We start from the raw sequence: 11735 nt of genomic DNA, 5'->3' as shown, positions 1-11735 counted from the left end.
CGCATGACTTTTTCTTATGCAGGACAGGATGCAATGAGCCTGAAATCGATCACCCTCGACGAACTTCAGGCCAACCTCGGCAAGGAGGTTGGCGTCTCACCATGGCGTACCGTCACCCAGCTGATGATCGACCAGTTCGCCGATGCGACTGACGACCACCAGTTCATCCATTGCGACCCCGACCGCGCCGCGGCAGAGACGCCTTTCGGCGGCACCATCGCGCATGGCTTCCTGACCTTGTCGCTGTTGTCGGCCATGACCTTCGACACGCTGCCTTCGGTCGAAGGCGGCAGCATGGGCATCAACCAGGGCTTCGAGGAACTGAAGTTCGTTGCCCCTGTGAAAACCGGCTCGCGCATCCGCACCCGCTTCGTGCTCTCCGGCCTGAAGATCCGCCCGTCCGGCTGGATCCAGGCTACCCACGACGTGACGATCGAGATCGAGGACCAGAAGAAGCCGGCGCTCACCGCGCGCTGGCTGACCATGACGTTCGTCGAGCCCAAGCGCGAAACCGCCTGACCCCTCCGCCTTGGTCCCTGCCGACCCTCTTGTTACCGCGCAATTGCGGACGGAAAACCGCTGCACACTTTTCCTGGAATTGCGTTAGTCCCGATGAGCTACGTCGTTGATCGCCTTGCCGCATCATTGACCGGCGTATAGACTCGGCCAATCTGATCAAGGCAAGTAGTAGGGCGGGTTCTTGTCCAGCAGTGCAGCACAACGACGCGAACTCCAGAAGGCCGAACTGAGGGCCGAGCTGGTTGCGGCGGCCCACGCGCTTGTGCGCGAAGAAGGGTATGACGGCCTGACCATCCGCAAGTTGGCGACAAGGGTCGGCTATGCGCCGATGTCGGTCTATTCCTATTTTGCCGACAAGCAGGAAATCCTGATGGCGCTGGCCGAGGATGCCTTTGCCGACCTGGCGCAGCGGATGCGGCAAAACCAGCCCGAAGACCCTATCACGGCGATGCGCGCGGCACTGACCGAATATGCCGAATTCGGGCTCGGCAATCCCAATGAATACCGCACCGTGTTCATGACCGAAAAGCAGAAGCACCCGCCCGAAGAGACGTTCGAGCAGATGGAGCGCGAGAACCCGGCTTTCCAGATCATCATCGAACGGGTCCAGGCCTGTATTGCCGCGGGCGTGTTGAAGGGCGACGCCCGCGCCATTGCAACCGCGCTGTGGACTGTGGCGCATGGTTCGGTTTCGCTGCTGATTACCTTTCCTTTTTACCCTTTCGGCGATCCGAAGGCCTATGTGATGCGGATGGGCGACCTCGCCATGGCAGGCCTTGCCGCAAGCGAGACACCGCCGCTCACCGACGAACCCGGCATGTGTCCTGGGTAGCAGTGCAGTCAGTGCATCCAAATTAATTTCGTACGCGTACGGCTTACCCCTTGCAAAACGCAAGGTGCGGCCGTATCTGTAAGTTGTACCGTACACGTACGGCAAAAATTTACGGAGATGACAATGCGACGGACTATTCTGGCGCTCGCGGCTCTCGCCGCGACGAGCGGCTTTGCAATGGCAAACGACACCCACAAGACGACGCACGAGCCCACTGTGTGCAGCCAAACCGCATCCGGCAAGAAGCTGGACTGCGGTTCGACGGGCTCGGTCAGCAACGACCGCGGCCCGGCAACCACCAACTCGATCAGCGCGGAGAAGCCGCGCGTCGGCATCGACGTCAATCCCTGGATCGTGCCGAGCTTCAACTGAACGCAGGTTCAGGAATGAGAAAAGCCGCCCATATGGGCGGCTTTTTCGTTGCTGGGCGCTTGTCGGCATGTCCGGATTGGCAAGCAGACGACGGCTAGTGCTTGCCGGCCCCGCCCTTGGCAGCGCCGGTTGGCGAACCGGAAATCGTCGTCGAGGTCACCGACACCGGGTCGCTGGCCGGGAAACTGTCTTCCAGCCCCTCGTCGAGTTCTTCCTGCAGGACGTCCTGGTCCTTGGGTCTTTCGTCGCTGCGACGCGCGCGCTTTTCGCGCTTCGGCCGGATCTTGCCGGGGCTTTGCACTGGCGTGGATGGCATCGCGTTGTCCTCATCTTCAATGTCGAGAACAAACGCCTTCCCTGCCCCGAAGTTCCCTTGGCGCAGGGTCCTCCCTGCGCTGGACTAGCCGTCTTGATGGAGCATGATCTTACCCGAAAACCGGCGCCCACTTTTCGGGATCATGCTCTAGCCGTCGCGCGCGGCCTCCGACAGGAAGCCGTAGACGTAGTCGGAGAACGAGCGCCAGCATTCTACGCGGAAAGCATCCTCGCCGGTGCGCAACAGAACCATTTCGACCTTGCCGAGCACGGTGCGCGAGGCAGCGCCTACCGGAAACGCCTGAAGCGACAGGTCCTGCGGGCAGCCGGCATTGATGGTGGCAGCGGCATTGGGGCCAGTGACCGCGATGGCGACGTTGCGGTGCGAGACGTCGACCGCCGAGTGCAAGCCCTTGACCGCAGCGCAATCGGCAACGGGGTCGCCGCCGGCCTCATCGATGACAAGCCATTCGTCGGGGCCGAGCCAGAGCACGGTCCGGCCGCCCTTCGCGGCCGAGGTCTTGGCCTTGTCGGGCAAGCTGACGCCGAGCGCCTTCGACAGAGCGGCAATGGCGGCCGGCCGCGCCCGCAACGACATGCGGCTCGCCGGCGCCAGTACCTTGAGCAGAACGCCGTGGCCGCCAACGCTGTGGCCTGACAGAGCGGGGTTGCGGATGGCGGTTGCGAGCTTAGCCATTGAGGCGGTCTCCCTTCTCGTCGAAGAACACGGTTCCGGTGACCTCCACCTCGATGACGCCGTCGGGCATCGGCACGTAGAGCGTCTCGCCGATGCGGTCGCGGCCGTTAAGCACAAGGCCCATGGCGATCGAGCGGTCGCAATTGGCCGACCAATAGCTCGACGTGACATGGCCGATCATCTTCATCGGGATTGCCTGCTTGGGGTTCTCGACGATCTGGGCGCCCTCTTCGAGCACCGTGCGCGGATCCTTGGTCCTGAGGCCGACGAGTTGCTTGCGGCCCTTGGCGACGAGGTCGGGCCGCGTCAGGCCGCGAATGCCGACGAAGTCGGTCTTTTTCTTGCCCACCGCCCAGTCGAGGCCGGCGTCATTGGGCGTGACGGTACCGTCGGTATCCTGGCCGACGATGATGTAGCCCTTCTCGGCGCGCAGCACATGCATCGCCTCGGTGCCGTAGGCGCAAGCACCATGCTTCTGGCCCTCGGCCCACAAAGCTTCCCACACGGCGCGGCCATAGTCGGCCGGCACATTGACCTCGAAGCCGCGATCGCCGGTGAACGACATGCGGAACAGCCTTGTCGGCACGCCACAAATCTTGCCCTCGCGCACCGACATGTGCGGCATCGCCTCGTCCGACATGTCGATGCCTTCGACCAGCGGCGCGATGATGTCACGCGACCTGGGACCCTGGACGGCAATCACTGCCCATTGCTCGGAAACAGAGGTCAGCCAGACATCGAGATTGGGGAACTCGGTCTGGAGGTAGTCCTCCATATGGTTCATGACCCGCGCCGCGCCGCCTGTCGTGGTGGTGACGTGGAAGCGGTCGGCGGCCAGGCGGCCGACGACGCCATCGTCATAGATGAAGCCGTCCTCGCGCAGCATGATGCCATAGCGGCAGCGGCCGACCTCGAGCTTCTCCCACGGGTTGGTGTAGAGCAGTTCCATGAACTTGGCGGCATCAGGCCCGACGACCTCGATCTTGCCCAGCGTCGAGGCGTCGAACAGGCCTGCCGACTTGCGCACCGTGACACATTCGCGGTCGACGGCGGCATGCATGTCCTCGCCCGAGCGCGGGAAATACCAGGCGCGCTTCCACTGGCCGACATCTTCGAACACCGCGCCATGGCTTTCGGCCCAACTGTGGGTCGCGGTCTTGCGCGTCGGGTCGAACAGGCCGTGGCGGGCATGGTTGACGATGGCGCCGAAGGTCACCGGCGTGTAGGGCGCGCGGAAGGTGGTGAGACCGACCTGCGGGATGTCCTTGCCCAGCGCTTCGGCAGCGATGGCGAGACCGTGCATGTTGGAGGTCTTGCCCTGGTCGGTGGCCATGCCGTTGGTGGTGAAGCGCTTGACGTGCTCGATCGAGCGCATGCCTTCATGCACCGCCTGGCGGATGTCCTTGGCGGTTACGTCGTTCTGGAAGTCAACGAAGGCCTTGACCGTGGTGCCGGCACCGGCACCTGGACCGGAGCCCAGCATGCCGCCTGTCCAACCTTCCGAGGCCTCGACCTTGAGCGCCGTGCCCTTGGACGCCTTGGCGCCGGCGGAGCTGGCGGCTTCCGCACCCGCGGCGAGCGCCTGGATGACGGTGTCCTCCAGCGAGTCGGAACCATTGCAGGCGCCGACCGAGACGCAATCCTGGGCGTAGGTGCCGGGCAGGAAACGCTTGGTGGCATCGTCGAAGGCGACCTTGCCGCGCGACTGCGAGAACATGTGCACCGACGGCGTCCAGCCCGCCGACATCAACAGCGCGTCGACGGCGATGGTGCGCTCGGCGCCGCCGGCCTTGGCCTGCACGGTCATCGACTTGATGCGCTGGCTGCCATTGGCGCTGGTGACGGCGCGGCCATGATTGACCTCGATGCCGAGCGCGCGAGCCTCGTCGACCAGCGGGCCGGTCGGGTTGTCGCGCAGGTCGACGATGGCAGCGACGCCGACGCCGGCCTTCTTGAGATCGATCGCAGTGGCATAGGCGCTGTCATTGGCGGTGTAGACGCCGACCTGCTTGCCGACGACGACGCCATAATGATTGAGGAAGGTACGCGCGGCCGAGGCCAGCATGACGCCGGGGCGGTCGTTGTTGGCAAACACCATGTGGCGTTCGATGGCGCCGGTGGCGATGACGACGCGCCTGGCGCGGACCTGCCACAGCCGTTCGCGCGGCTCGTCGCGGCCGGGGCGCGCGAGATGGTCGGTGACCCGCTCGACGAGACCGACGAAGTTCTGCGCGTAGTAGCCGAAGGCGGTGGTGCGCGACAGCACGGTGACATTGTCCATGGCGGCGAGCTTCGCCACCGTTGCCTGGGCCCAGCTCCAGCCGTCCTGGCCGTCGATGACGGCACCCTTTTCATAGCGCAGCGCGCCGCCGAAATCGGCCTGTTCGTCGCAGATGATGACGCGCACGCCAGTCTCCGCTGCGGCCAGGGCGGCTGCGATACCAGCAGCACCGCCGCCGAGCACCAGCACTTCGCAATGGGCGTAGCGGGCCGAATAATGGTCGGGATCGGGCTGGTCGGGCGCAACGCCAAGGCCGGCGGCCGCGCGGATGTTAGGCTCGTAGAACTTGTGCCACGCAGCCTTCGGCCACATGAAGGTCTTGTAATAGAAGCCGGCCGAAAACATCGGCGACGCCAGATCGTTGACGGCACCGACGTCGAAGGAAAGCGACGGCCAGCGGTTCTGCGAATTAACAGTCAGCCCGTCATAGAGCTCCTGCACGGTGGCGCGCACGTTGGGCGTCTTGCGGGCGGCATCGCGCTCGACTGTCACCAGCGCGTTGGGCTCCTCTGCGCCTGCCGACAGGATGCCGCGCGGGCGGTGATACTTGAACGAGCGCCCGACGAGATGCACGCCATTGGCGAGCAGCGCCGAGGCAACGGTGTCGCCGGCAAGGCCAGTCATCGGCTTGCCGTCGAAGGTGAAGCGCGCGGTCTTGGCAGGCGTCAGGCGGCCCTGGCCGGAAATGCGGTACGTACCGGCCATCATGCCTCTCCCTTGGTCGCGCGTTTTGCCTTGGGCTTTTCGTTGAGCTGGTCCGGCGGGCGGTTGGCCCAGGCGGCGGGGCCGCCATCGGCTGCGAGCTTGGTCAGGTCGGGCTTCGGCTCACCAGCCTTGTAGGTCACAAGGAAGCGGTCGGTGATGGTGTCGCGTGCGGCGTTGAAGAAACGTGCGCAGCCATGGATGTGGCGCCAGCGCTCGAAGATGACGCCCTTCGGATTCGAGCGGATGAAGAAGAACTTCTCGAAGTCCTCGTCGCTTTCAGCCGCGATGTTGTTCGAGCGCGCGATATGCGCCTCGCCGGCGTTGCGGAACTCGAGCTCGGGGCGCTCTTCCTCGCAATAGGGGCAGTGAATGAGAAGCATCTGGATGATCCCTAGAGTTCGCCGGGGCCGATGTTGGAGCCTTGCGGCTGGTCGCAGAGCCTTCGCCCCAATGCCTCGAACGGGGCGACGCGCTTGACCAGCGTCTCCACTGTGTCGGCCGGCAGGAAGAGGTCGCGGCTTGAGATGTTGAGGAAGGTCAGCTCGAACGGATTGGCCGAGACGATGACGTGGCGCCCGGGCGGGGCGTCGTGCTCGTCGTCGGGGTCATCGGGCTGCTCGATGAAGGAAACGACCCGGCGCCCGCCACTCCAGACGCAGGCAAGCAGGCCCGATGCGACCGAGAACGGCCACTCGGCCTCATTGTCGCTGCGGCTGATCGTCTGCAGCCGGACCTCGCTGGCGTCGGGCAAATGGAACATGCCCTTCTCGTCGGCGAGCACGAACGGCGCGGCCACTGCCGCTATGGTGGCGGCGAGCATGGACATCAGTGGGCGACGGCCGCCGCTGCCGCTTCGTCGATGAGGCGGCCGGTGCGGAAGCGCTCGATGGTGAAGGGCGCATTGATCGGGTGCGGTTCATCACGCGCGATGGTGTGGGCAAAGACATTGCCCGAACCGGGCGTCGCCTTGAAGCCGCCCGTGCCCCAGCCGCAATTGACGTAGAGCCCCGGTACCGGCGTCTTGGCCAGGATCGGCGAACGATCCGGCGTGACGTCGACGATGCCGCCCCACGAACGCAGCATCTTCATGCGCGTGAACATCGGGAACATCTCGCAGATAGCGTCGAGAGTGTGGTTGATGATGTGCAGCCCGCCGGTCTGCGAATAGGAGATGTACTGGTCGGTGCCAGCACCGATGACCAACTCGCCCTTGTCGGACTGCGAGATGTAGGCGTGCACGGTGTTGGACATCACCACGCAGGGGAATACCGGCTTGACCGGCTCCGACACCAGCGCCTGCAGCGGATAGCTTTCAAGCGGCATGCGCACGCCGGCCATGTTCATGATGACGGAGGTGTGGCCGGCGGCAACGACGCCGACCTTCTTGGCGCCGATGAAGCCCTTCGAGGTCTCGACGCCCGAGACGCGGCCATCAGGCGTGCGGCGCACGCCGGTGACTTCGCAATTCTGGATGATGTGAACACCGCGATCGGAGGCGCCACGGGCATAACCCCAGGCGACCGCGTCGTGACGGGCGGTGCCGCCGCGACGCTGCAGCGAAGCGCCGACGACCGGGTAGCGCGCCGAGGCCGAGATGTTGAGCGGCGGGCAGAACTCCCTGGCCTGCTCGGGCGTCAGCCATTCATTGTCGATGCCGTTGAGACGATTGGCATGGACATGGCGCTTCAGCACCTGCACGTCGTGAACGTTGTGCGCCAGCATCATGACGCCGCGCGCTGAATACATGACGTTGTAATTGAGGTCCTGGCTGAGACCGTCCCACAGCTTCAGGGCGTGGTCGTAGATGCCGGCCGATTCGTCGTAAAGATAGTTGGAGCGGATGATGGTGGTGTTGCGGCCGGTGTTGCCGCCACCGAGCCAGCCCTTTTCCAGCACAGCGACATTGGTGATGCCGTGCTCCTTGGCGAGATAATAGGCGGTGGCGAGGCCGTGGCCGCCAGCGCCGACGATGATGACGTCGTATTCGCTTTTCGGCTCGGGCGAGGACCATTGTTCCTCCCAGCCCTTGTGGCCGCGCATCGCCTCACGGGCTATGGCAAAAACCGAATATTTCCGCATTTTTTCAGGGCCTCGCAGATGCCGGAAGCTTAAGAGCGCGAGGTGTAGCACTAGCGAAATCTCACGACCAGCCTTGCACTGTTTGCGACGGCGCCTGCCGTTTTGCGCCGCCCGTTTGCGTCGCGTGTATCGGGTGGCTGGAGGCCGCGCGAATTGCGACCTGTGCGAACGCGGCCGGCAACAGCCAGCCGCACTCATACAGGAGCATGAACGATGTTTGATTTGAACGGAAAGGTCGCGATCGTCACCGGAGCGAGCTCGGGCATTGGCAAGGCGACGGCCAGGCTGTTCGCCCAGCAAGGCGCAAGCGTCGTGCTCGCCGCACGCCGGCCAGTGGAACTGGATCTCGCCGCAAGCGAGATTGCCGCCGCGGGCGGCGAGGTGCGGACGCTTGCCGGCGACGTCAAGGACGAAGCTTTCGCCCGGGCGCTGGTCAAGCTGGCGGTCGACGAATTTGGCGGCCTCGACATCGCTTTCAACAATGTCGGCCTCGTCGGCGAGATGGGGCCGATCACCGGGATTTCGCTGGAAAACTGGACCGATGCACTGGAGACCAACCTGACCAGCGCCTTTCTCGGCGCCAAGTACCAGATCCCGGCAATGCTGAAGCGCGGGGCTGGTTCGCTGATCTTCACCTCGACCTTTGTCGGCCACACCGTCGGCATGCCGGGAATGGCCGCTTATGCCTCCGGCAAGGCCGGGCTGATCGGCCTGACACAAGTGCTCGCCGCCGAGTACGGGCCACAGGGCATTCGCGTCAACGCGCTGCTGCCGGGCGGCACCGACACGCCGATGGCGACGTTCAAGACCGCCGACGAACGCGCCTTCGTTGAGGGGCTGCACGCGCTGAAGCGTATCGCCCAGCCCGAGGAGATCGCGCACTCGGCGCTCTATCTCGCCTCGGAAGCTTCGAGTTTTACCACCGGCACCGCCCTGCTTGCCGATGGCGGGGTGTCGATCAACCGGCTCTGAGTACCGCCCGAAGGCCGCGCCGGGAGGCGCGGCTCTCGGCGGGCATGTCACATTTGGCGATGCTGCCTTGTCATGACTTCTGTAACAGCATCACAGAGGACATGGTCATGGATAACTGCTCCGCCGCCAGCGGCTCGACGCGCGTCGCGATCGTCTTTCACAGCGGCTACGGCCACACACAGCGTCAGGCGGAGGCCGTCAGAGCCGGGATCCTGGACGTCGCCGGGGTCGAGGCACTTCTGCTGCCGGTCGAAAAGGTTGACCGGCATTGGGACGACCTCAACACCGCGCAAGCAATCATCTTTGGCGCCCCGACTTACATGGGCGCTGCTTCCGCGCCATTCAAAACCTTCTCGGAAGCGACATCGCGAACAGTGATGGCCAAGGGCTATCTGTGGAAGGACAAGCTCGCGGCAGGCTTTACCAATTCGGGCGCGCGCTCTGGAGACAAGCTGTCTACATTGATCCAGTTCGCGCTGTTTGCGGCCCAGCACGGGATGCACTGGATCAATCTCGACCTGCCGCCGTCAAACAGCTCTTCGACAGGATCGGAAGCCGACCTGAACAGGCTGGGTTTCTGGCTGGGAGCCGCAGCACAGTCCAACACCGACGAGGGCCCTGAAACGGCACCGCCAGAATCCGATCTCGCCACCGCGCGTCATCTGGGAAAGCGGGTTGCCAATGCAGCACTGCAGTTTGCGCGTGGACGTGACGTCGTTGCAGCGTCAGCCTAGTCTGGTGCGCAGATGAGCGAGATTTCGTCGACCACAGTCTTTTCCGATCTGCGTCCGGGCCTTGTCCGGCTCGCCTATCGGATGTTGGGATCAATCGCCGATGCCGAGGATGTCGTTCATGACGCCTGGCTGCGCTGGCTCGCCGCCGACCGCAGCATGGTCGACGAGCCGGCCGCCTATCTGCGCACGATCGTCACGCGCCTGTGCCTCAACGAACTCAAGTCGACCCGGCGCCTGCGCGAGACCTATATCGGCCCCTGGCTGCCGGATCCGATCTTCGACCCCGAAGACGAGGACGCTGCAGATGACATCACGCTGCCGCTGATGATCGCGCTGGAACGCCTGTCGCCGTTGGAGCGCGCGGCATTTCTGTTGCACGACGTGTTCGGGTTGAAGTTCGAGGCGGTGGCCGAAGCGATCGGGCGCGAGGCCGCCACCTGCCGCAAGCTCGCCAGTCGGGCGCGCACACATATCCACGATGCCCGGCAACGCTTCGCCGTGCCGAAGGAAGAAGGCCTGCGCTTCGCCGCTGCATTCTTCAGCGCATCGAGGACCGGCGATCTGGCGGCGCTGCGCACGATGCTCGCCGAGGATGTCGTAACCTACGCCGACGGCGGCGGCCAGGTTCCCGCACCGTCCCAGCCCCTGGTCGGGATCGACGCCGTCATGGCGCGGCATGCCGGCCTGGCGCGTCTGTTTGCCGTGCGCCCCTCGCAACTGATCCGCTATGCGATGATCGACGGCTTGCCGGGTTTCATCACCATAGAAGAGGCAACGACGGTCCAGACGACGGCCCTGAACGTCGAACAAGGAAAGGTCGTCGCGATCTATGTGACGCGCAATCCCGACAAGCTGCGCAACGTCGTGGATCTCAGGGCAACAGCCGCAGGAACATAAGCCAAGGCCGGTTCCCGCTAAGCGGGTCGCCGGCTCTGGATCATGCTCCTGACGCGACCTGCCTCAGGCCGCGCCGAGGCGCGCCGCCTTCATGTTGGGCAGGAAGACCGTCAACAGGCCGAGCATCGGCAGGAACGAGCACAGCTTGAAGACGTATTCGATGCCGCGTGCGTCGGCGACCACGCCGAGCACGGCGGCGGCAATGCCACCAATGCCGAAGGCGAAGCCGAAGAAGATGCCGGCGATGAGGCCGACGCGGCCCGGCACCAGTTCCTGGGCAAAGACGACGATGGCCGAGAAGGCGGACGCCAGGATCAGGCCGATGAGCACCGTCAGCACCTTGGTCCAGAACAGGTCGGCATAAGGCAGCATGATGGTGAACGGCAGCACGCCGAGGATCGAGAACCAGATCACCGTCTTGGCGCCGAAGCGGTCGCCGATCGGACCGCCGAGGAAGGTGCCGAGCGCTGCCGCGCCGAGAAACAGGAACAGCAGATATTGCGATTCCTGCACCGACACGCCGAAGCGCTCGATGACATAGAAGGTGTAGTAGCTCGACAGGCTGGCCGTGTAGGCCTGCTTGGAGCAGACCAGGATGGCGAGCACGACCAGCGCCGAGATGACCTTGTTGCGCGGCAGCGGGTTGAACAAAGTCGGTGCGGCGCGCTTGGCGGCGCTGACGATGTGGCGGCTGTACCAGACGCTGACGCGGATCAGCACGACGATGCCGACCATGGCGGCGATCGAGAACCAGGCGATGCCGCCCTGCCCCAATGGCACGACGATGAAGGCGGCGAGCAACGGGCCGAGTGCCGAGCCGAAATTGCCGCCGACCTGGAACAGCGACTGGGCAAGGCCGAAGCGGCCGCCGGAAGCGAGGCGCGCGACGCGCGAGGATTCGGGATGGAAGATCGCCGATCCCAGGCCGACGAAGGCCGAGCCGACGAGCAGCATTTCGTAGCTATGCGCAAAGGCCAGCGTCAGAAGGCCGATCAGCGTCAAACACATGCCGACAGGCAGCGAAAACGGCAGCGGCTTCTTGTCGGTGTACATGCCGATGACCGGCTGCAGCAGCGACGCAGTCACCTGGAAGGTCGTGGTCAGAAGGCCGACCTGCCAGAAGTCGAGCTTGTAGTCGTTCTTCAGCATTGGGTAGAGCGACGAGATCAGCGACTGCATGACGTCGTTGAGGAAATGGCTGAAGCTGACCGCGAGAAGAATAGCCATCACCGTGCCATCGGCGGAAGACGAACGGGCAGGCATGGCGGTATCGGTCACGGCGTAACTCCGGGCGCATTTCAAGGGACAGGCTGACATAGACCCGTGTGGCGT

General features: G+C 64.4%; 13 protein-coding genes. 6 read left to right on the top strand and 7 right to left on the bottom strand.

Annotated features, from left to right (window positions below; genetic code table 11):
• The first annotated feature begins 33 nt into the window (after positions 1–33).
• From IHE39_RS23505 to IHE39_RS23495, 3 genes are all read left to right on the top strand, one after another.
• Positions 34–519 carry a MaoC family dehydratase gene (locus tag IHE39_RS23505; RefSeq protein WP_275945181.1) on the top strand — a complete coding sequence of 162 codons (486 nt, stop codon included), beginning with the start codon at positions 34–36 and terminating at the stop codon, positions 517–519.
• Positions 520–700: 181 nt separating this feature from the next.
• Entirely contained in the window at positions 701–1351 is a 651-nt protein-coding gene (locus IHE39_RS23500) for a TetR/AcrR family transcriptional regulator (protein ID WP_184769567.1), read from the top strand.
• Between the two features lie 123 nt (positions 1352–1474).
• Positions 1475–1723 (top strand): DUF680 domain-containing protein, encoded by a 249-nt coding sequence (locus tag IHE39_RS23495; protein WP_192568142.1) that lies wholly within the window; start codon positions 1475–1477, stop codon positions 1721–1723.
• A gap of 94 nt (positions 1724–1817) precedes the next feature.
• Here IHE39_RS23495 and IHE39_RS23490 read toward each other — a convergent pair whose 3' ends face one another.
• The 6 genes from IHE39_RS23490 to IHE39_RS23465 all read right to left on the bottom strand — a co-directional run bounded on the left by IHE39_RS23490 (position 1818) and on the right by IHE39_RS23465 (position 7800).
• Positions 1818–2039 (bottom strand): hypothetical protein, encoded by a 222-nt coding sequence (locus IHE39_RS23490; protein WP_184769565.1) that lies wholly within the window; start codon positions 2037–2039, stop codon positions 1818–1820.
• Between the two features lie 147 nt (positions 2040–2186).
• Positions 2187–2735, bottom strand: coding sequence for a sarcosine oxidase subunit gamma (locus IHE39_RS23485; protein ID WP_184769564.1), 549 nt, complete (start codon positions 2733–2735; stop codon positions 2187–2189).
• The gene (locus IHE39_RS23480; protein ID WP_192568174.1) at positions 2728–5721 is read right to left on the bottom strand and encodes a sarcosine oxidase subunit alpha; all 2994 of its coding nucleotides are present in this window, start codon (positions 5719–5721) and stop codon (positions 2728–2730) included. Before IHE39_RS23480 ends, IHE39_RS23485 begins: the two co-directional genes overlap by 8 nt.
• Positions 5721–6101, bottom strand: coding sequence for a sarcosine oxidase subunit delta (locus IHE39_RS23475; RefSeq protein ID WP_192568141.1), 381 nt, complete (start codon positions 6099–6101; stop codon positions 5721–5723). The genes IHE39_RS23480 and IHE39_RS23475 overlap by 1 nt, the downstream gene beginning before the upstream one ends.
• 11 nt (positions 6102–6112) lie before the next feature.
• Positions 6113–6547 (bottom strand): hypothetical protein, encoded by a 435-nt coding sequence (locus IHE39_RS23470; RefSeq protein ID WP_192568140.1) that lies wholly within the window; start codon positions 6545–6547, stop codon positions 6113–6115.
• Positions 6547–7800, bottom strand: coding sequence for a sarcosine oxidase subunit beta (locus tag IHE39_RS23465; protein ID WP_055979858.1), 1254 nt, complete (start codon positions 7798–7800; stop codon positions 6547–6549). Before IHE39_RS23465 ends, IHE39_RS23470 begins: the two co-directional genes overlap by 1 nt.
• 213 nt (positions 7801–8013) lie before the next feature.
• On the opposite strand from IHE39_RS23465, the gene IHE39_RS23460 reads away from it, so the two are divergent.
• The 3 genes from IHE39_RS23460 to IHE39_RS23450 all read left to right on the top strand — a co-directional run bounded on the left by IHE39_RS23460 (position 8014) and on the right by IHE39_RS23450 (position 10403).
• Positions 8014–8772, top strand: coding sequence for an SDR family oxidoreductase (locus tag IHE39_RS23460; RefSeq protein ID WP_184769561.1), 759 nt, complete (start codon positions 8014–8016; stop codon positions 8770–8772).
• Between the two features lie 107 nt (positions 8773–8879).
• On the top strand, positions 8880–9506 hold the full coding sequence (locus IHE39_RS23455) for a flavodoxin family protein (protein ID WP_192568139.1): 627 nt from the start codon (positions 8880–8882) through the stop codon (positions 9504–9506).
• A gap of 12 nt (positions 9507–9518) precedes the next feature.
• Positions 9519–10403: a sigma-70 family RNA polymerase sigma factor gene (locus IHE39_RS23450; protein ID WP_192568138.1), complete on the top strand. Its 885-nt coding sequence runs from the start codon at positions 9519–9521 to the stop codon at positions 10401–10403.
• 63 nt (positions 10404–10466) lie between these two features.
• On the opposite strand, the gene IHE39_RS23445 is transcribed toward IHE39_RS23450, so the two are convergent.
• Positions 10467–11681 carry an MFS transporter gene (locus tag IHE39_RS23445; RefSeq protein ID WP_491844519.1) on the bottom strand — a complete coding sequence of 405 codons (1215 nt, stop codon included), beginning with the start codon at positions 11679–11681 and terminating at the stop codon, positions 10467–10469.
• Between the last annotated feature and the right edge of the window lie 54 nt (positions 11682–11735).

It is taken from the genome of Aminobacter carboxidus, assembly GCF_014863355.1.
Classification (GTDB): Bacteria; Pseudomonadota; Alphaproteobacteria; order Rhizobiales; family Rhizobiaceae; genus Aminobacter; species Aminobacter carboxidus.
This window is presented reverse-complemented; position numbering and strand designations above follow the sequence as displayed.